The organism is Arthrobacter sp. 10T413_2, from assembly GCF_056394205.1.
On sequence record NZ_JBFTHK010000031.1, the window covers coordinates 14,393 to 34,308 of the forward strand.

Consider the following 19,916-nt stretch of genomic DNA (forward strand, 5'->3'; position numbering starts at 1 on the left):
GGCCGGCGCGTCAGGCTGCCGGGCCGGGCAGCTCGGGATCTTTGACGGCTTCTTTTACGGCCGTCCTGGAAGCACTGGCGCCGGGCTCCTGGCCATGCTGCATGTGCGGATGCCGCTCGATGATCTCGTGGTCGTGCGAGAACTCCGGCTCTTCGTCGAGTTCCTGGTTGAACACGAGGAAGCGGTACGCGAAGAACCGGACCACGGTCGCGACCAGAATGCCGACGACGCCGGCCAGGAACAGCATGTTCTTGTCGGTAATTCCCATGCCGTACTTCGCGAGGGCCGTCAGGCCGGTGGAGATGCCGATGCCGATCCCGTTAATGATGAGGAACATCACGAATTCACGCAGCACATTGGCCTGCCGGCGGTGCCGGAAGGTCCAAAAGCGGTTGGCAACCCAGGAAAACACCGTCGCCACGCTGGCACCGAAGAAGCGGGCCTTGGCTTCACTGTCGGTCATGGGACCGTGCATCAGGTAATACGTCAGTCCGTTGTCGATGACGAACGCGATGCCRCCGACGGCGCCGAACTTGGCCACTTCGCGCCAGAACAGCGAGGCCAGTCCGCGCATGCGCTCTGTAAGTGTAGTAATCATGACCCTCCGTGGCCTTTTGGAACTGTCGGCCTTTGGGCCAAACGCCCATTTTAGCGCCGTTTCCCGGGAGGCGGCCCTCGCGGACMGTCGCGACGGCGCCCTGCGCACCCGACGCCGGACCGCGTCCGGGCGGCCCCCGAAGCGTCGAATCGGCGCTGTTCCCGCACTGTTCCGGGGCTCTTCCCGGGCTTGCAGTGGCCAAAAGCCGGGTTCCCGCGAGGTTTTCGGTAGGCTGGGACTTGTGACTTTTCCTGTAATCGGTGTTGTTGGCGGCGGCCAGCTTGCCCGCATGATGGCCCCTGCCGCAACCGCCCTGGGCTTCGAGCTCCGTGTTCTCGCCGAAGGCSAGGACGTCTCTGCCGTCTCTGCCGTGGCCAACGCCCCGGTCGGTGACTATAAGGACCTGGACCACCTGCTCGAGTTCTCCCGCGGCCTGGATGTTCTGACCTTCGACCACGAACACGTCCCCACGGCCCACCTGCGGTCCCTGATCGCGGCCGGAGTCAACGTCCATCCCGGTCCGGATGCCCTGGTCAATGCCCAGGACAAGCTGGTGATGCGGGCCGCGATCGACCGGCTGGAACTGCCCAACCCCCGGTGGGCCGCCGTCGCCAGTGTCGCGGACCTCGCCGCCTTCGGTGAGGAGACCGGCTGGCCGGTGGTGTTGAAAATGCCCCGAGGCGGGTACGACGGCAAGGGCGTGCGGATCGTGTCGTCGGCCGAGGAAGCGGGCGGCTCCGCCGACTGGTTCGAGGCCATGTCTCCACTGCTGGCCGAGGCCAAGGTGGAATTCAGCCGCGAGCTCTCGGCCATGGTCGCAAGGACCCCGGACGGCGAATCACGTGCGTGGCCGGTGGTGCACACCATCCAGGTGGACGGGGTGTGCGATGAAGTAATTGCCCCTGCCCTGGACATTTCCCTCGATGTGGCCGCGGCCGCCGAGAACGCCGCCATCCGGATCGCCAACGAACTCGGCGTGACAGGTGTCATGGCTGTCGAGCTCTTCGAGACGCCGGGCGTGGGTGCGGGCTTCCTGATCAACGAGCTCGCCATGCGCCCGCACAACACCGGACACTGGACCCAGGACGGCTCGGTGACGAGCCAGTTCGAGCAGCACCTGCGGGCCATCCTGAACCTGCCGCTGGGTGCGACGGACCTGCTGGGGCCCGTCGTCGTCATGAAGAACTTCCTCGGCGGGGCCAACCAGGACCTCTTTTCGGCCTACCCGGCGGCCMTCGCGAGCGAACCGGCCGCGAAGGTGCACTGCTACGGCAAGGCCGTCMGGCCCGGGCGGAAGATCGGCCACGTCAACCTTGTCGGGACCTCMGCCGCGGACATCGACTCCGTGCGGCAGCGGGCCACCACCGTGGCCGACATCATCCGGAACGGCCGGGCCCACGCCGGCACAAGCGCGCCAACCCCCGAGGAGACCGCATGAGCACCGAACCCGATAACGCAGCAGCCCCACTCGCCGGCGCCGGTTCGGTCACCCCGATCGTGGGCCTCGTCATGGGCTCGGACTCGGACTGGCCGGTCATGGAAGCCGCCGCTGAAGCCCTGTCGGAGTTCGGGATCCCGTTCGAGGCCGACGTCGTCTCCGCGCACCGGATGCCCACGGAGATGATCCGCTACGGCCAGAGCGCCCACGAGCGCGGCCTTCGCCTCATCATCGYCGGTGCGGGCGGTGCGGCGCACCTTCCCGGCATGCTCGCCTCGGTCACGCCGTTGCCTGTGATCGGCGTCCCCGTGCCCTTGAAGACCCTCGACGGCATGGATTCGCTGCTGTCCATCGTGCAGATGCCCGCCGGCGTCCCGGTCGCCACCGTTTCGATCGGCGGGGCGCGCAACKCCGGCCTCCTGGCCGTGCGGATGCTGGCCTCGGGCACGGACGAGCTCGCCCTCCAACTCCGGGCGGACCTTATCGACTTCGCCCAGGAACTCAACGACGTCGCCACCCGGAAGGGCGCGAGCCTGCGGCAGAAGGTCAGCGAAGTGTTCGCCGAAGGAAACGTCGCCCCGCATAGCAGCCAAAAAGGCAGCCATTAGGGATCTCCACATGAGCAACGGCTACGCCCCCGCGCGCGGCACCGAGAGTCCCGGGCAGTCCCGGCCGGCACCGAGCGACCCGGTCCGGAATCCTTCCGGCGCCCCGGCCCCGGTGCTGACCAAGCGGGCGTTCGTGCTGATCATCATGACGCTGCTGGTTCCCGGCAGCGCCCAGATCGTCGCGGGCAACCGCCGGCTGGGACGGGCCGCGCTGCGCGTGACCGTGACACTGTGGGCACTGGCCCTGCTTGCCGTGCTGCTCTTGTTCGTCTCCCGATCCACGCTGATCAACATCCTCACCGGCCCGGTCCCCTCGCTTCTGCTGGTGCTCGGCCTGGCGTTGCTGGCCCTCGGCTGGGCCGCCCTGTTCCTGAACACCTTGCGGCTGATCCGGCCCGGCCTGCTCACCCCCCGGATCCGCCCCGCGGTGGTGCTGACGCTCGTGCTGGCCATGATCCTCAGCAGCGGTTCACTGGGATACGCTGCCTATCTACTCAACGTCAGCCGGGACGCCATCGGCAGTATCTTCTCCGGCTCCGGACCCACCCTGGAGCCCTCTGACGGCCGGTACAACTTCCTCATGATGGGCGGCGACGCCGGGGCGGACCGCACGGGCCGCAGGCCCGACAGCCTCTCGGTMATCAGCGTCGACGCCAAGACCGGCGGCACGGCGATCATCTCCGTCCCCCGCAACCTCCAGAACGCCCAGTTCAGCGCGGAATCCCCCATGCGCAAGGTGTACCCGGACGGGTACAACTGCGGCGACGAATGCCTGATCAACGCGATCAACACCGAGGTCACCAACGAACACCAGGACCTCTATCCCGGAGTGGCGKACCCCGGGGCGCRGGCAACCCTGGAGGCGGTCTCCGGCACGCTCGGCATCAAGGTCCAGGCCTACGTGCTGGTGGACATGGACGGCTTTTCCAAGCTCATCGACGCCATGGGCGGCATCYGGATCAAGGCCGGCGGCTGGGTCCCCATTAGCGGTCCCGTGGTAGATGAGGCCAACGGCATCCATGGCATGCCGGACGGCTGGATTCCGGCCGGCGACCAGACGCTGGACGGCTTCCACGCGCTCTGGTACGGCCGGTCCCGGGAGTTCGTGGACGACTACGCCCGCATCCAGCGCCAGCAGTGCGTGCAGCAGGCGATGCTCAAACAGCTCGACCCGGCAACCCTGCTGACCAAGTTCGAGGACATCGCCAAGGCGGGCACCAAAGTGGTCGAATCGAACATCTCCTCCGGCCAGCTCGGCAGCTTCGTGGACCTGGCCATGAAAGCCAAGGGCCAGAACGTCAGCCGCCTGACCATCGGTCCGCCCGACTTCGACGCGGCGTTCTCCACGACCCCGGACTTCGACGTCATCCACGCGCGGGTCGCCAAACTGCTGGCCGGGACCTCGGCCGGAGCCGCCGGAGCCGCGGATGACAGCGCCGCGAAGCCCGGGACGGCCGCCGGCCCGCCCTCCGCCGCAGCGCCCGCCGGAGCACCACCGGCCGCACCACCGCCCGCCGCACCAGCGCCCGCCGCCCAGCCCTCGCCGTCGGATTTCACCCCGGTCACCACGACCCCCGACGGCCAGCCGATCACCGAAGAGATGCTTAACCAGTTCAAGCGCAACGGCKACGAACAGTCCATCCGCGACCTCGTCGCCACCAACGGCCAGTGCGCGCCGCTCTAGGGYCCGGCCGCCCGGCGGCCCACGCCGGCTGCCCGCGCCGCAGGCGAGCAGATCAGAGCGACCAGCTCACAGTGACAACCCTTCATTGACCAGATAGGTTCCAGGCCATGTACGAACTTGAGAACGTCCTCCGGCCCTACGCCTGGGGCTCCCCGACGGCCATCGCCGACCTCCTGGGCCGGCCGGCCTCCGGCGGTCCCGAAGCGGAGCTCTGGATCGGCGCCCATCCGGACTCCCCGTCCGTCGCCCTGACGCCGGCACCCGGCGGTGAGGGCCGGCATGCCCCCGCATCACGCGACGGCGGACGGCTGGCGCTGGACGCGCTGATCGCCGAGGACCCGGAACACTGCCTGGGCAGCGGGAGCGCGGCCGCGTTCGGCCCGCGCCTGCCCTTCCTGCTCAAAGTTCTCGCGGCCGCGACGCCATTGTCCCTGCAGGTTCACCCCACGCTCGAACAGGCGCGGGAAGGCTTCGCCCGGGAAGAGGCCGCCGGGGTCGACCGTGCCGCCACGGAGCGCAATTACAAGGACGACAACCACAAGCCGGAGATGATCTTCGCGCTCACGCCCTTCGAGGCACTCTGCGKTTTCCGGCCGGCCGCGGAATCGCGGGCCGCGTTCCTGCACCTGGCGGCCTGCTTTAAGCTGGCGGGGCTGGAACTGCCGCCGCTGATCCCGCAACTGCTCGAGGACCTGGCGCAKCCGGACGAGCCGACGGCCATCAGGTCCGCCTTCGAACGGCTGATCGCCGGCGGCGAGGACGTCTCCGACGCGACGGCCAGGATTGCCGCCGTCCTGGTCTCCGGTGCTCCCACGGCGGAGCACGAGGCCGCGCTCTCAACCGTGCTCACGCTCAACGGCCAGTACCCCGGCGACCCGGGCGTCCTGATTTCGCTGCTGCTGAACCGGATCTCGCTGGCGCCGGGCGAGGCCGTCTACCTGCCGGCCGGAAACGTCCACGCCTACCTCCACGGCCTCGGGATCGAGGTCATGGCGTCCTCGGACAACGTGCTCCGCGGCGGGCTCACGCCGAAGTTCATCGATGTGCCGGAACTGCTCAAGACGGTCGCGTTCGAGGCAGTCGCCGTGCCCATGCTCCCCGCCRAGACCACCATGCTGGGACAGGAACTCTTCCGGCCGCCGTTCCGGGAATTCCAGCTCCAGCGGATTGAACTGGCGCCGGGTGCGGAGCCCGTACCGCTGGCGCAGTCCGGTGCCGCCGTCATCATCGTCACAGCCGGCTCCGTCCGGCTTGACTCCCCGAAGGGCGAGCTCCGGCTGGACCGCGGCGCCAGCGCCTTCCTGCCCGCCGCCGAGGCCCCGGTCAACGTCCACGCCGTMTCCGGGGCCACCGGCACCGCCCTCGCATTTGCCGTCACCACCGGATTGGAAGCCTGACACCATGGACTATTTCCTGCAGAGCCCGCAGTGGGCGGAGTTCCAGCGTGCCCTGGGACGCACGGTCCACGAACAGTCCGGACCCGGGTGGCGCTTCCTCGCCGTCGAGGAATCCAACCCGGCCGGGAAACTGCTGTACTCCCCCTACGGTCCCGTCGCCGAATCGCTGGCGGCCTTCGACGCCGCCCTGGCGGCCCTGACGGACCTCGCCCGGAACAGCGGGGCAGTGTTTGTCCGGGTCGAGCCCGTCACCGMGGGGTTTGAGGCCGCCGAGGCCGACGCTGTCCTCCGCAGCCGCGGCCTGCAGCCGGCTCCGGCCAACCAGCAACCGGAGCTGAGCTGGATTGTGGACCTCKAACGGGACTTCAAGGACGTCCTGGCGGACATGAAGCCGGTGAACCGGAACCTGTTCCGCAACATCCACAAAAAGGGCGTGACCTTCCGCTCCAGCCAGGACCCTGCGGAAATTTCCGTCCTCCTGGAGTTCCTGCACATGACGGCAGCCCGCAACGGCTTCAAGCCGCAAAGCGACGAGTACCTGAGCCAGGTGGCCCGCTCACTCATGCCGGCCGGCGCCGCGACGCTGTTCATCGCCGAGCTCGACGGCCACCCCATCGCTGCCGCCCTGGCCTACGATTCGGCCGACACCCGGACCTACGCCCATGCGGCCCTTGATGACACGCACCGCAAGCTCAGCGCGGGCATTCCCCTGCTGGTCACCCTGATCGCGGATGCCCAGGCAAAGGGCCTGAAGCACGTGGACCTCTGGGGCGTGGCACCCGCGGACCAGCCCGACCACAAGTGGGCCGGGTTCACGGCGTTCAAGAAGTCGTTCGGCGGCCGCGAGATCGCCTATCCGGGAACGTGGGACTTGCCGGTCCGGAAGGTCCGCTACGGCAGCTACCAGCTGGCCCGCAAGGGTGCCCAGCTCGCGAAGAAGCTGCGCGCCCGGTCCCGCGCCCTCACGAACAGTTAGCCGGCAGCAGCCGACGGCGGGATAACGCACCGCTGCCCGTTGGCACCGCAGCCCGTTGGCGCCGCAGGCCCGCGGCGTTAGCCGGCCGGCGGCGTTAGCCGACAGCCGTGATCGCGTGCCGCTGGGCGTCGTAGGCGCTGGCCACCATCTGTTCCACGGAGTGCCGCATCTTCCAGTTCAGATCGCGGGCGGCCAGCGTGCCGTCGGCCACGATCCGGTCCGGATCCCCCGCCCGGCGCGGGCCGATCTCCGGCTCGAAATCGATTCCCGTGACCTTGGCCATCGCCGTCATGATCTGGCGCACCGACAGCCCGTCCCCCGATCCAAGGTTGTAGACGCGTTCCAGCGGCGTTCCCGCGGCGAGGGCCTGGGCGGCCGCCACATGCGAGGTMGCMAGATCGGCGACGTGCACGTAGTCGCGCACACAGGTGCCGTCCGGGGTGTTGTAGTCGATGCCGTTGATGCGCGGCGTCTTGCCCGCCGTGAGCGCCCGCAGCACGATCGGGAAGAGGTTGTGGGGGCTTGTGTCGTAGAGCTCGGGCGCACCCGAGCCGACCACGTTGAAGTACCGCAGCGAGGTGTGCTTCAGGTCCCGGGCCCGGCCCTGATCCCGGATGAGCCATTCGCCGATGAGTTTGCTCTCRYCGTAGGGGGATTMCGGGTTGGTGGGGGTGGCCTCGGTGACGATGTCGCCGGTGGGCGTGCCGTACGTGGCTGCGGACGAGGAGAAGACCAGTTTGTCGACCCCGGTGAGCTCCATTGCCTTGAGTAGCTGCGCGGTGCCCGTGACGTTTTGCTCGTAGGTCAGCAGCGGCTCCTGGACGGACACCCCGGCGTACTTGAACCCGGCCAGGTGGATCACGCCGGTCACCGCGTGGTTCCGCAGCGTGTGGGCCACGAGGTCGGCGTCGAGAATGCTGCCGTGGACGAACGGCACGTCGGCCKGAACGAACTCACGGTGCCCGCTGGAGAGGGAGTCAATCACCACCGGCCGGATCCGGGCGCCGCGCAAAGCGGAAACCACATGAGAACCGATATATCCTGCACCGCCAGTTACGAGCCACGTCATGKCTCCACCCTACCGAATCTGCCGGCGCTGCCACCGCCCTGCGGCAATCGACACTGCGGTAATTGACACTGCGGTCAACGACCCCGCGGTAACGGAAACCGCGGCACCAGACACTGGGTGCCGAATACGACGAATCCCGGGGCGCGGATGCCTCCCCGGGATTCGTCGTCAATGCTGCTGCAGCGCAGTGCGGCTGCGAAGGTGCTAGCTCTTGCGGGCGTAGCCTTCCCACTTGCTGGCCTGGTGCTCGCCGTCCACGAAGCGGATGGTGCCGGACTTGGAGCGCATCACGATGGACTGGGTGAGGACCTTGTCCTTGGAGTAGCGGACGCCCTTGAGGAGGTCGCCGTCGGTGATACCGGTGGCCGCGAAGTAGCAGTTGTCGCTGGAGACGAGGTCGTTGGTGGACAACACGCGCTCGAGGTCGTGGCCGGCGTCGATCGCCTTCTGCTTCTCGTCGTCGCTCGTGGGCCACAGCCGGCCCTGGATGACGCCGCCGAGGGACTTGATGGCGCAGGCCGCGACGATGCCTTCCGGGGTGCCCCCGATGCCCATGAGGGCGTCGACGCCGGTGCCGGCACGTGCAGCGGCGATGGCGCCGGCGACGTCGCCGTCCATGATGAACTTCGTGCGGGCGCCGGCTTCGYGGATTTCCTCCACGAGGGGGYGGTGCCGGTCGCGGTCCAGGATCATGACGTTGAGCTGGTTGACCTTGACGCCCTTGGCCTTGGCAATGAGGTGCAGGTTCTGCTTGACCGGCAAGCGCAGGTYAACCATGTCGGCCGCCTCGGGACCGGTGACGAGCTTTTCCATGTAGAACACGGCGGAGGGATCGAACATGGACCCGCGTTCGGCCACAGCGAGCACGGCCAGGGCGTTGTTGATGCCGAGCGCCGTCAGGCGGGTGCCATCGATGGGGTCGACGGCGACGTCGCACTCGGGGCCGGTGCCGTCACCGACGTGTTCCCCGTTGAAGAGCATCGGGGCTTCGTCCTTTTCGCCTTCGCCGATGACCACAACGCCGTTGAAGTGGACCGTCTGAAGGAAGGAGCGCATGGCGTCGACGGCGGCGCCGTCGGCCTTGTTCTTGTCGCCGAAGCCCACCCARTGACCTCCGGCGATGGCCGCGGCCTCGGTGACGCGGACAAGTTCCAGTGCGAGGTTGCGGTCAGGCTCGTCAATCCCGACGGCGAGCGAGGGGGAAAGCGTGGAGTACTTCTGGGACATAGGCGCTGGTGTCACGTGAACCTCTTCTTCGAGTGGCGGTCGTTGAACCCGTACGGCCAGGATCGATCCGTCGCGGTGATTCGTCTGCTACTGATCATAGTCGGGGCAACCTAGCCAGGTCATGGGATGACCGGTGCGTGACGCACTTCACCGTTAGGCGGCCGCCGGGGCGCGAATGTGAGATCGGCCCGGACATGGGCRACTATAGAGGGGTGAGTGAATTGCAGGACACCTCCCCCGCAGCCCCCGGTTCTCCGGCTGGCGGCGCCCCCGCGGCCGGCCCCGACGCTTCCGGACAGCCGCCGGTCCGGCCCGTTATCGCCGCCGCGGCGGCCAAACGCGCCAATGCCTCCGTGATGGGCATGCTCATCGCCCTGGTGGTGAGCATCGCCGCGTTCCTGCCGATCGTCCTCATGAATCCCTCGCCCAAGACCGACGGCTACCACCCGAACATCAACGTCAGCGCCGTAGCGCAGAACGCCGCCGATGTGGCGGGATTCACACCCGTGGCAGCCGATACCGGCGACACATTTCATCCCAACTACGCCCGCTGGGAGTCCGGCGCGGGCAGCGGCGTCCCGGCCTGGGAAGTCGGMTACCTGACGCCCAAGGAGTCCTTCATCGGTTTGGTGCAGACCCGGCAGGCCAACCCCACTTGGCTCCTGCAGCAGACCAAGAACGCGCCGGTGACCGGCACCCGGAACGCGGGCGGCCGGGACTGGGAGCTGCGCGACACCGGCACGGGCGAGAAATCCATGGTGCTGGCGGAACGCGGCACCACCGTCATCCTGTCCGGATCCGCGACGCTGGAGGAGTTCTCCACCCTGGCGGCGGCCGTGGTGAAGTCGCTCGAAAGCAATCCGCCTGCCGGGGCTCCGGCGAGCACCCCGGACGCAACAGATTCCCCCTCGGCCACGGCAACACAGTAAAGTCGGGGGCGTGGCCACCTATCTCACTCCTGCACTTGCCTGGCGCCGACTCCGCGAAGGCAACGAACGTTTCGTCTCCGGCGCATCCTCGCACCCCAACCAGGATGCATCGCGGCGCTCGTCCCTCGTAGAAAACCAGCACCCGTTCGCGGTCATCTTCGGCTGTTCCGACTCGCGCCTCGCGGCAGAGATCATCTTCGACCTCGGCCTGGGCGACGCGTTCGTCGTCCGGACCGCCGGCCAGGTGATTGACGACGCCGTGCTCGGCTCCCTMGAATACAGCGTCAGCGTCCTCGGCGTGCCGCTGATTGTGGTTCTGGGCCACGACCGGTGCGGCGCCGTTACGGCCACCAAAGCTGCCGTGGAGACCGGCCAGATGCCGGTCGGCTTCATGCGCAGCCTGGTCGAGCGCATCACCCCCTCCGTGCTGACCTCGCTCCGTAACAATCAGGAGGACGTCAATGACATGGTGATCGAGAACGTCAAGCAGACCTCACAGCGCCTCGTGGACAGCTCCCGTGTGATTTCGGACGCAGTGGAAGGCGGCCGCGCCGCGGTCATTGGACTCGCGTACAGCCTGGCCGACGGCAAGGCTGACCTCGTGTCCGGGATCGGCGAGCTCTAAGCCCGGCACGTCGGGCTCGGCCCCTTCCGCCGCGGATGCGATTGCGGCGGCCGTTCACGGTTTTCGGTGGGACGCCCACTCCCAATAAGCTAGCCCCATGACTTCCACAGATGAGTTGAACACCGAAGAGTTCCGCATTGAACACGACACGATGGGCGAAGTCCGCGTTCCCGTGAACGCCCTGTACCGCGCACAGACGCAGCGGGCAGTAGAGAACTTCCCGATCTMCGGCAAGACGCTGGAGCGCGCCCACATCGAGGCCCTGGCCCGGGTGAAGAAGGCCGCTGCCCAGGCCAACGCCGAACTGGGGGTGCTCGACGGCGAGCTCGCCCAGGCGATTGCCGACGCCGCCGACCTCGTTGCAGCCGGCAAGTTCGACGGCGACTTCCCGATTGACGTCTTCCAGACCGGGTCCGGCACGTCCTCGAACATGAACACCAACGAGGTCATCGCCGAGCTGGCCTCACGCKCCCTCAAGTCCGCCGGGAGCGACAAAGTTGTCCACCCGAACGACCATGTCAACGCCTCCCAGTCCTCCAACGACGTCTTCCCGACTTCGGTGCACGTGGCCGCCACGTCCGCGCTGATCAATGACCTGATCCCGGCCCTCGGCTACCTGGCAGAGTCGCTGGAGCGCAAGGCCGTGGAGTTCAAGGACGTMGTGAAGTCCGGCCGCACGCACCTCATGKACGCCACCCMGGTCACCCTGGGCCAGGAATTCGGCGGCTACGCCGCCCAGGTCCGCTACGGCATCGAGCGCATCAACGCCTCCCTCCCCCGCGTCGCCGAGGTCCCGCTCGGCGGCACCKCCGTGGGCACCGGCATCAACACCCCCGCCGGATTCCCGGAGCGCGTGATCGAACTGCTGGCAGCCGACACCGGACTGCCCCTGACCGAGGCCCGCGACCACTTCGAAGCCCAGGCCAACCGCGACGGCCTCATCGAGGCGTCGAGCCAGCTGCGCAACATCGCGATCTCCTTCATGAAGATCAACAACGACCTCCGCTGGATGGGTTCCGGCCCCAACACCGGCCTCGGCGAAATCGCCATCCCGGACCTGCAGCCGGGCTCCTCGATCATGCCCGGCAAGGTCAACCCCGTCATCTGCGAGGCGTCCATCATGGTCTGCGCCCAGGTGATCGGCAACGACACCGCCATCGCCTGGTCCGGCACCAACGGCGCCTTCGAACTGAACGTCGGCATCCCGGTCATGGCCGCCAACCTCCTCGAATCCGTGCGACTGCTGGCCAACACCAGCCGTGTCATGGCCGACAAAATGATTGACGGCATCACGGCCAACGTCGAGCGCGCCCGCTTCCTCGCCGAGGCCTCACCGTCGATCGTCACCCCGTTGAACAAGTTCATCGGCTACGAGAACGCCGCCAAGATCGCCAAGAAGGCCGTGGCCGAGGGCCTGACCATCCKCGAAACGGTCGTCTCCATGGGCTTCCTGGAGCGCGGCGAGCTGACCGAAGAGCAGCTGGACACCGCACTGGACGTCATGTCCATGACGCGCCCGCCGCACAAAGCCTAAACAACGCCCGGTGCGCCGCACCGGTCACCACGGCAACCAACTCCGGCGGCCGGCGACTTTCCTGCGAAAGGCGCCGGCTGCCGTCGTGTCCCGGTACGCCGCCAACTTTTGCACTAATTGAAGTTAAGTGCAAAAATGTACTCTATGGGCAAAAGTGTAATTAATGAGGGCGGCCTCCGCKAGCGCAAGCGCGCCGCCACACGGGCGGCAATCACCGCCGTCGCGCGTTCCCTGACCGCCGAACGGGGCCTCAACGGCTACACCGTAGAGGAGGTCTGCGAGCAGGCGGGCATTTCCCGCCGGACGTTCTTCAACTATTTCCCCGCCAAGGAAGATGCAATCCTCGGCCACGTCGACGACGACTTTCCCGAAGAGGTGGTCGAACGCTTCATGGCAGGCGGCGCCGGCTCGCCCGCCGGCAAAATATCGGACTCGCTCCTGGCCGACCTCGTGCGGCTGTCCCTCGACCTCGCCGAACGGATGAGCGGCTCCGAGGAAGAGACCCGCCAGCTGATCGGTGTGATCAAGAAGGAGCCCCAGCTGATGCTCCGGATCATCGGCGCCTCCGAGGAACGCGAGGCCGAGTTCGCCCGGCTGCTCGCGGCCCGGGAAGGCGTCCCGACGGACCACCCCGTGGTGCGCATGGCCGTAGTCCTCTTGGGCAACATCGCCAGGAAGACCAGCGCCGGCTACTTCTCCGAAGGTAACACGCGCACCTACAAGGACATGCTGCTCGAAAACATTGCGGCGGCCCGGACGCTCTTTGCGCTGCCGTTCGACCCCTCTCGGGCCGGGCCGACCCCCTTGAGCATGTCCCGGCCCGACATCCAGCAGTCCAGCACGTCGCAGTCGAATTCTTCGCAGTCCAGTTCTTCGCAGTCCAGTTCGCAGTCCACCCCTTCCGAAGGAGCGCAATGAGCGCCGTCAGCACCAAGCCAGCAGCCGAGCCGCTGCTGCTGACCCAGAAACGCATCTGGATCATCTTCTCCGCCCTCATCGCGGGCATGCTGCTCTCCAGCCTCGACCAGACCATCGTTTCCACCGCCATGCCGACGATCGTCGGCAAGCTCGGCGGCGTGGAGCATCAGGCCTGGATCACCACGGCCTACCTGCTGGCCACCACCATCGTCATGCCGATCTACGGAAAGTTCGGCGACATCCTGGGCCGGCGGAACCTGTTCCTCGTGGCGATCGGGCTCTTCACGGTCGCTTCCGTCGGCTGCGCCTTTGCCTCCGATTTCTGGGGCTTCGTGGTGTTCCGCGCCATCCAGGGCCTGGGCGGCGGCGGCCTCATGATCCTGTCCCAGGCCATCATCGCCGACATCGTTCCGGCCAAGGAACGCGGCAAGTACATGGGCCCGCTGGGCGCCATCTTCGGCCTCTCCGCCGTCGCCGGTCCCCTGTTGGGCGGCTTCTTCGTGGACCACCTGACCTGGGAGTGGGCCTTCTACATCAACATCCCGATCGGCATCGCCGCGTTCACGATTGCCTGGTTCACCCTCACGCTGCCAAACAAGAAGGCCGAGAAGAGGATCGACATCCTGGGCGTGCTGCTGCTCTCCACCGCCACCACGTGCCTGATCTTCTTCACGGATTTCGGCGGCAAGAAGGATGAAGGCTGGGATTCGCCGCTGACGTGGGCCTTCGGCGCCGGGCTGGTACTCGMCGCCACCGCCTTCGTCATGGTGGAGCGCCGGGCCGAGGACCCCATCATTCCGATGAGCCTGTTCAAGAACCGCATCTTCGTGAACTCCACGGCCATTGGCTTCACCCTCGGGCTGGGCATGTTCGCGGCGATCGCTTTCGTTCCCACCTTCCTGCAGATGTCCTCCGGGACCTCCGCCGCGGAATCCGGGCTGCTGATGCTGCCCATGATKGTGGGGCTCATGGGCATGGCCATCTTCTCCGGCATCCGGATCTCCAAGACCGGCAAGTACAAGATGTTCCCGATCCTCGGGGCGGCCCTGACCATCGCCGCAATGCTGTGGCTGACCACGCTCACGGCCGCCACCCCCATCTGGGTCATCTGTGTGCAGCTGTTGATCTTCGGCGCCGGCCTGGGCTCGATCATGCAGGTGATTGTCCTGGTGGTACAGAACTCCGTGCCGGCGGACCAGATCGGCACGGCGACCAGCACCAACAACTACTTCCGCGAGGTCGGCGCATCCCTGGGCGTCGCCGTGTTCGGTTCCATCTTCACCACCCGGCTCGCCGAAGCCCTGACCAATGCCTTCACCGGCGCCGGGGCGTCCGCCGAGCAGGCGTCGCAGTCCACCCGGACGATGGACCCGCAGACCCTCAGCCAGCTCCCGGCGCAGCTCAAGGACGCGATCGTCAACGCCTACGCGGATTCGCTCGCGCCCGTCTTCTGGTACCTGCTCCCGTTCCTGGGCATCGCCCTGATCCTGGCTATTACCCTCAAGCAGATTCCGCTCTCGGACACCGCCGGAATGGTGGCCCGCGGAGAGGCCGTCGGCGGCGAGGAAGCCGAGCGGCTCGAGGCGGAACGGGCGGMGGCTGCCAGGAACGACGACGAGCTCACGCGCCAGCGCGGCTGATCTTCCGGACTCCGTTCCCGAAGCCGGGCCGCATCCGCCGGTGCCAACCAGGGGCGCCGCAATCTTTGGGGGTTGCGGCGCCCCTGCTGCATGCCATGCGCGTCAGTACTGGCAGCCCGGCCCGGGTCAGCACCGGTAGTGGACGTCGCCGGCGGGGCCGCTGGCCCGGCGGATCGTTTCCAGGTGTCCGGCCATGAGGTCCGGGAAGTCCTTCGGCAGGAACCAGCCGACGTCGAGGGATTCGTCGTCGTTGACCCGGGCCTCGCCCGAGACAAAGCGGCAGCGGAACACCAGGGTCAGGAAATGGCACACGTCGCCGTTGGGATACCGGGTCGGGCCCACGGCATCAACAGAAACCAGCCGCTMCACAACGGCAACCACACCCGTCTCCTCGAGGATTTCCCGCAGCAGGCCCGGCGCTGGTTCCTCGCCCGGTTCCAGGATCCCGCTGATCAGTCCCCACTGCCCGTTGTCGGCCCGACGGCCGAGCAGGACCCTGCCGTCGTCGTCGAACACCACTCCCCTGACTCCGGGCAGCCAGRGGGCCTCGTGCCCGATCTTCTCGCGCAGCCTCACGATGAACTCCGGGGTCGCCATGCCGCGCGCCTACGTGGCGGGGATCAGCAGCATGGCTGCTGCCGTTCCGGCGAGCATGAACGGTCCGAAGGGAATGGCCKATTGCAGAGTCCCGCGGCGTGCGACGAGCAATCCGAGGCTCCACAGGCCGCCGAAGATGAACGCGGCAAAGGTCCCMGCAAAGACGTGCCCCCAGCCAAGGAATCCCAGGTACATTCCCAGGACGCMTGCAAGCTTCACGTCGCCGAATCCCATGCCCGGCGGATACACCGCGTGCAGGACGAAATAGAACAGCCACAGGGAGGCCCCGCCGGCGAGGACACGCAGCCCCGGCACGCCTAACAGCCCGGAATCCGGTGTGCCGGCAACATCCTGCMCGGCGGGAAGAAGCTGGCTGGCGGCCGCGCCCAGCAGGAGAAGTCCGGCGATGGCATAAGAGGGAAAAACGATCCGGTCCGGCAACAGGTGGTGCCGGACATCGATCACGGTGAGCCGGACGGCCATCACGAAAAAATAGGCGCACGCGGCCAGGGCCAGCCAGAAGGCCAGCGGGTTGGCGGCGCCCAGGTTGCCGAGTCGTTCGATCACTCTCGGATGCTACTGGATATTCGTCCGGCCCGCCGGTCCCCGCGCGTAAACTGTGGATATGGCCGCATGGGACAGCAGGAACCGGCGCGGGCCGCTCGTGCCCCGAGGCCCGGCGGACCAGGCTGCAGCCTTCCGGCACCTGTGCCGATCCTCGCCATGGAAGTGGCAGTCGCTGAGGTTCGAGTACGTGGACCGGCCTACGGCGGCTGCCGCGGGCTCCGCGACAGCCGCCGTCCCCGACGACCTCGTCCGGGCGTGGCTGCGCCGGCCCGGCGCCCTGCGGCTGGAAACCGTCGACGGACTGGTGATCGCCAGCACCACCGGCATCAATGATTCACGCGGCGGCTTCTACGTCAGTTCGACGCGGAAGACCTGGCTCCTGCCGCCGCATCTGGTCACGCCGGTGTACGACGACGACGGGCTGGTGCGTCGCCGCCCGGAGGCGGCCTACGGCGAACCGTCCTTCGGGAACGGCCGCTTCGCCGCAGTCCTGGACCCGGTGGAGCTCGCGGGGAATTCCCCCGTCCCGCTGGAGTTCCCGAACCTCAACGCTTTGGCGCTTGGTCCCGTCACGGAGGTCGACCACGAGGGCCGGCCTGCCCTCGAAACCACGGTCAGTCCGAACCCCTCGTACCGCCCGGCCGAACCTGCAACCCCGATCTGCCGCCCGGGACGCACGCTGTTACGGGTCGACGCCGGCACCGGCGTCTGCGTTGCAAGCCGCTGGCTKGACGCACCGGAAACCGGCGACGAGCCGGCCTACGGGCACTGGCTCAGGATCCTGGGCGTGGACGAATACATGCTCGATGACCTGTTCCTCGCCGAATCCATGAACCTCACGGACGTCCGCCGCCACATCAGCTGGGACGTGCCGGCCGAGTAGCCTTGCCGGTGCCGCGGCATGACTGGCGTCCCCGGCCCGGTACCGTTAGGCTTCCTGCGATGACTTCGCCCGCCGACTACTGGCCCCCGTTCGGACTGACCCTGACCACGCCCCGCCTGACATTGCGCCCCGTCCGGGACGAGGACATTCCGGCCGCTATCGGCGCCGCCCTCAGCGGCGTGCACGAGCCGGGCCGGAGCCCCTTCACTACCCCGTGGACCGACGCCCCGCGCCACGAGCTCGGGACAAACATGGCGCAGTGGTACTGGCAGTGCCGCAGCAGCATGATGCCCGGGGACTGGACCCTCCTGCTCGGCATCTGGCACGACGGCGACTTCATCGGCTGCCAGGACGTCGCGGCCAAGGACTTCACCACCCTGAAGACCGTCAGCACGGGATCCTGGCTCCGCCAAAGCGCCCAGGGCCGCGGCCTCGGCACCGAAATGCGTGCCGCCGTAGCGCTTTATGCCTTCGACTACCTCGGCGCCGACTTCGCAGAATCCGAAGCCGCCGTCTGGAACGAGGCGTCCCTCGGCGTCTCGCGCTCCCTCGGCTACGAACTCAACGGCGTCACCCGCGCCGTCTGGGGTGGCAAGCCCCAGGAAGTCCAAAAGGTCCGACTGACCCCGGCCACCTTCAGACGCCCCGACTGGACCCCCCAAGTAAAGGGCCACGAAGCCACCGCAAAGTACCTGGGTATCCAGCAATAGCAGCAACAGTCAGCGGCGGGCCCACGGCGTCCCGCCGTCGCTGGGTTGCCGTGGTTGGGTTCGCAGGGCAGCGGCATCCCGCCGTCGCTTAGACACCTCCCGTCGCTGCGCTGCGGTCGCTGGGCGAACTTCGCTTCGCTTTGGTCGGCGATGCGCTCCTTAGCGGGACACCGCGGCCCGGCTAAGTCGAGGCGCTCACCAGCCGGGACGCGGACGATCGTAAGTTGGGACGCTCGCCAGCCGGGACGCGGTCTTTCGTAAAGGAGCGCATCGCGACGCATCGGACCCCGGAGGTCGCTCAGCGACCGCAGGGGTCCCCATGCGTCGTGTCTAAGCGACGGCGAAAGGCCGCGTTCCGGCGAAGGCGACCACGGCAGACTTGGCCACAGCGAAGGGCCGCGGCCCGGCGAACCGGACCACGGCCCCACACCGGGACGGGCCTAGATCTCCGCCCCCTCGAGCAGATCGGTCACCAGGGCAGCGATCGGCGAGCGCTCTGAGCGGGTGAGGGTGACGTGGCCGAACAGCGGGTGGCCCTTCAGCGTCTCGACCACCGCGGCTACGCCGTCGTGCCGTCCGACCCGCAGGTTGTCGCGCTGGGCGACGTCGTGGGTCAGGACGATCTTCGAGTTCTGGCCGATCCGGCTCATGACCGTCAGGAGCACATTTTTTTCCAGGGACTGCGCCTCGTCGACGATCACGAACGCGTCATGCAGCGAGCGGCCGCGGATGTGCGTCAGCGGCATGACCTCGAGCATGCCCCGGTCCATTACTTCCTCGACGACTTCCTGGCTGACCAGGGCGCCCAGCGTGTCAAAGACGGCCTGCGCCCACGGGTTCATCTTTTCCGCCTCGGATCCGGGCAGGTAGCCCAGTTCCTGGCCGCCCACGGCGTACAGGGGACGGAAGACGATCACCTTGCGGTGTTCCCGGCGCTCCAGGACGGCTTCGAGACCKGCGCACAGGGCCAGCGCGGACTTGCCGGTGCCGGCGCGGCCGCCGAGGGAGACTATGCCGACGGAYGGGTCCATCAGKAGGTCGATCGCGAGCCGCTGCTCTGCCGAGCGGCCGTGGAGGCCGAAGACGTMGCGGTCACCCTTGACGAGCCGGACCTGCTTGTCCGCCCCGACCCGGCCGAGGGCCKAGCCGCGGCTGGAGAGCAGGACAAGCCCGGTGTTGGTCGGCATTTCGGCCGCGGCCGGGATGAAGACCGGCTCGTGCCCGTAGAGGGTGGCGACCTCGTCTTCGCCCGCGTCGATCTCGGCGACGCCGGTCCAGCCGGAGTCCTTGACGAGTTCATTGCGGTATTCGTCGGCCATCAGCCCCATGGCCGAGGCTTTGACGCGCATCGGCAGGTCCTTGGACACCACCGTCACGTCGCGGCCTTCGTTGGCCAGGTTCTTTGCCACCGCGAGGATGCGGCTGTCATTGTCCGCCCCGCGGAAGCCGGCCGGCAGCACCTCTGCGGAGATATGGTTCAGCTCCACCATGAGCGTGCCGCCGTCGCGGCCCAGCGGGATGGKAYGGTCCAGGCCGCCGTGCTCGAGCCGCAGGTCATCCAGCAGCCGGAGCGCCTTGCGTGCAAAGTACCCCAGTTCAGGGTCGTGGCGCTTTCCTTCGAGTTCGGTGATGACGACGATCGGCAGGATGACCTCGTGCTCGGCGAAGCGCAGGAGGGMCCGMGGATCGGAGAGCAGCACGGAGGTGTCGATCACGAAACTGCGGGCCGTGCCCCGGATTCCTGTTCCTTCCCCGGAAACAGCAAGACCGGCCGCGGCGGAATCCGCTGCACCGGTCTTTGAGGTGGCTCGCTTGGCGCGAGAGGTAGCTTTCTGTCCCTGGTCGGAAATGACATCGGGCAGTTGCTCAGAAATAGCCACATCGACTCCAGCCCCGGGGCAATGCCCGGATTTGTTATTGGTGAGGCGGCTCGGCCTGAAGGCCGCGCGCGGCCTCCCATACACCCGGTGCKAACTTCCGCTCCATGTACTGGCCTCCCCGATCGGCCGGCGAATTGCCCGCCGATGGGATAAACGTACGTCTCCGGGGGTGGGTTTGTCCGCCAATTTGTCGGCGATTCTTGTTKCCGGTTTGTGAACTCCGCGTGAACGGTTCAGGCGCCGAAGCGGCGCTGCCTGCCGGCGTAATCGCGCAGGGCGCGCAGGAAGTMGACCTTGCGGAACGCCGGCCACAAGGCCTCGCAGAAGTAGAACTCACTGTAGGCGCTTTGCCACATGAGGAACCCGGAAAGCCGCTGCTCCCCGGAGGTCCGGATCACGAGGTCCGGATCCGGCTGGCCCCTTGTGTAGAGGAACCGCGAGATGTCATCGACGGTGAGTTCATCGGCCAGTTTTCCGATGTCCGCACCCCGGCTGACGGCGTCGTGCAGCAGCTCCCGGACGGCGTCGACGATCTCCCGCCGTCCGCCATAGCCGACGGCGACATTGACGTGCAGCTTTTCGTGCGCCGGAGTGCGGGCCGTGAGATTGTTCAGCCGTTCGGCCAGGTAGTCCGGC

The 19,916-nt window shown here is 67.6% G+C and carries 19 protein-coding genes; 12 read left to right on the plus strand and 7 right to left on the minus strand.

Features of this window, described 5'->3' with window-relative positions; genetic code table 11:
• Nucleotides 1-10 precede the first annotated feature (10 nt).
• Entirely contained in the window at nt 11-598 is a 588-nt protein-coding gene (locus tag AC1DBQ_RS07625; protein ID WP_476927929.1) for a GtrA family protein, read from the minus strand.
• Between the two features lie 289 nt (nt 599-887).
• Between AC1DBQ_RS07625 and AC1DBQ_RS07630 the strand changes: the two genes are divergently transcribed.
• The 5 genes from AC1DBQ_RS07630 (at nt 888) to AC1DBQ_RS07650 (ending at nt 6,701) form a co-directional block, all read left to right on the plus strand.
• Entirely contained in the window at nt 888-2,036 is a 1,149-nt protein-coding gene (locus tag AC1DBQ_RS07630; RefSeq protein WP_476927947.1) for a 5-(carboxyamino)imidazole ribonucleotide synthase, read from the plus strand.
• Nucleotides 2,033-2,644 carry a 5-(carboxyamino)imidazole ribonucleotide mutase gene (gene purE / locus AC1DBQ_RS07635; RefSeq protein ID WP_476927930.1) on the plus strand — a complete coding sequence of 204 codons (612 nt, stop codon included), beginning with the start codon at nt 2,033-2,035 and terminating at the stop codon, nt 2,642-2,644. Before AC1DBQ_RS07630 ends, purE begins: the two co-directional genes overlap by 4 nt.
• Nucleotides 2,645-2,654: 10 nt before the next feature.
• Nucleotides 2,655-4,328, plus strand: a complete 1,674-nt coding sequence (locus AC1DBQ_RS07640) for an LCP family protein (RefSeq protein WP_476927931.1) — start codon at nt 2,655-2,657, stop codon at nt 4,326-4,328.
• 107 nt (nt 4,329-4,435) lie between these two features.
• Entirely contained in the window at nt 4,436-5,725 is a 1,290-nt protein-coding gene (gene manA, locus AC1DBQ_RS07645) for a mannose-6-phosphate isomerase, class I (RefSeq protein WP_476927932.1), read from the plus strand.
• Between the two features lie 4 nt (nt 5,726-5,729).
• Entirely contained in the window at nt 5,730-6,701 is a 972-nt protein-coding gene (locus AC1DBQ_RS07650) for a lipid II:glycine glycyltransferase FemX (RefSeq protein WP_476927933.1), read from the plus strand.
• Nucleotides 6,702-6,795: 94 nt separating this feature from the next.
• Here the strand turns inward: AC1DBQ_RS07650 and galE are convergent, their stop codons facing one another.
• Both galE and glpX read right to left on the minus strand, forming a co-directional pair.
• Nucleotides 6,796-7,770, minus strand: a complete 975-nt coding sequence (gene galE / locus AC1DBQ_RS07655; RefSeq protein ID WP_476927934.1) for a UDP-glucose 4-epimerase GalE — start codon at nt 7,768-7,770, stop codon at nt 6,796-6,798.
• A gap of 204 nt (nt 7,771-7,974) precedes the next feature.
• The gene (glpX, locus tag AC1DBQ_RS07660) at nt 7,975-8,997 is read right to left on the minus strand and encodes a class II fructose-bisphosphatase (RefSeq protein WP_476927948.1); all 1,023 of its coding nucleotides are present in this window, start codon (nt 8,995-8,997) and stop codon (nt 7,975-7,977) included.
• Between the two features lie 194 nt (nt 8,998-9,191).
• Between glpX and AC1DBQ_RS07665 the strand changes: the two genes are divergently transcribed.
• The 5 genes from AC1DBQ_RS07665 (at nt 9,192) to AC1DBQ_RS07685 (ending at nt 14,643) form a co-directional block, all read left to right on the plus strand.
• On the plus strand, nt 9,192-9,926 hold the full coding sequence (locus AC1DBQ_RS07665; protein WP_476927935.1) for a DUF4245 domain-containing protein: 735 nt from the start codon (nt 9,192-9,194) through the stop codon (nt 9,924-9,926).
• A 10-nt stretch (nt 9,927-9,936) separates the two neighbouring features.
• Nucleotides 9,937-10,551, plus strand: coding sequence for a carbonic anhydrase (locus AC1DBQ_RS07670; RefSeq protein ID WP_476927936.1), 615 nt, complete (start codon nt 9,937-9,939; stop codon nt 10,549-10,551).
• Between the two features lie 97 nt (nt 10,552-10,648).
• Nucleotides 10,649-12,085, plus strand: a complete 1,437-nt coding sequence (locus AC1DBQ_RS07675) for a class II fumarate hydratase (protein WP_476927937.1) — start codon at nt 10,649-10,651, stop codon at nt 12,083-12,085.
• A gap of 144 nt (nt 12,086-12,229) precedes the next feature.
• Nucleotides 12,230-13,003, plus strand: a complete 774-nt coding sequence (locus AC1DBQ_RS07680; RefSeq protein WP_476927938.1) for a TetR/AcrR family transcriptional regulator — start codon at nt 12,230-12,232, stop codon at nt 13,001-13,003.
• Nucleotides 13,000-14,643 carry an MDR family MFS transporter gene (locus tag AC1DBQ_RS07685; protein WP_476927939.1) on the plus strand — a complete coding sequence of 548 codons (1,644 nt, stop codon included), beginning with the start codon at nt 13,000-13,002 and terminating at the stop codon, nt 14,641-14,643. The genes AC1DBQ_RS07680 and AC1DBQ_RS07685 overlap by 4 nt, the downstream gene beginning before the upstream one ends.
• Nucleotides 14,644-14,769: 126 nt before the next feature.
• Here AC1DBQ_RS07685 and AC1DBQ_RS07690 read toward each other — a convergent pair whose 3' ends face one another.
• Together AC1DBQ_RS07690 and AC1DBQ_RS07695 are read right to left on the minus strand one after the other, a co-directional pair.
• Nucleotides 14,770-15,240, minus strand: a complete 471-nt coding sequence (locus AC1DBQ_RS07690; protein WP_476927940.1) for an NUDIX hydrolase — start codon at nt 15,238-15,240, stop codon at nt 14,770-14,772.
• Between the two features lie 9 nt (nt 15,241-15,249).
• Complete coding sequence (locus AC1DBQ_RS07695) at nt 15,250-15,807, minus strand: prepilin peptidase (RefSeq protein WP_476927941.1); 558 nt, start codon at nt 15,805-15,807, stop codon at nt 15,250-15,252.
• Between the two features lie 58 nt (nt 15,808-15,865).
• On the opposite strand from AC1DBQ_RS07695, the gene AC1DBQ_RS07700 reads away from it, so the two are divergent.
• Together AC1DBQ_RS07700 and AC1DBQ_RS07705 are read left to right on the plus strand one after the other, a co-directional pair.
• Complete coding sequence (locus tag AC1DBQ_RS07700; protein ID WP_476927942.1) at nt 15,866-16,690, plus strand: hypothetical protein; 825 nt, start codon at nt 15,866-15,868, stop codon at nt 16,688-16,690.
• 59 nt (nt 16,691-16,749) lie between these two features.
• Nucleotides 16,750-17,400: a GNAT family N-acetyltransferase gene (locus AC1DBQ_RS07705; RefSeq protein WP_476927943.1), complete on the plus strand. Its 651-nt coding sequence runs from the start codon at nt 16,750-16,752 to the stop codon at nt 17,398-17,400.
• Nucleotides 17,401-17,840: 440 nt separating this feature from the next.
• Here the strand turns inward: AC1DBQ_RS07705 and AC1DBQ_RS07710 are convergent, their stop codons facing one another.
• Nucleotides 17,841-19,280 carry a PhoH family protein gene (locus AC1DBQ_RS07710; RefSeq protein ID WP_476927944.1) on the minus strand — a complete coding sequence of 480 codons (1,440 nt, stop codon included), beginning with the start codon at nt 19,278-19,280 and terminating at the stop codon, nt 17,841-17,843.
• Nucleotides 19,281-19,513: 233 nt separating this feature from the next.
• Nucleotides 19,514-19,916: polyprenyl diphosphate synthase (gene uppS, locus AC1DBQ_RS07715; RefSeq protein ID WP_476927945.1), on the minus strand; the 403-nt coding region annotated here is incomplete at its 5' end.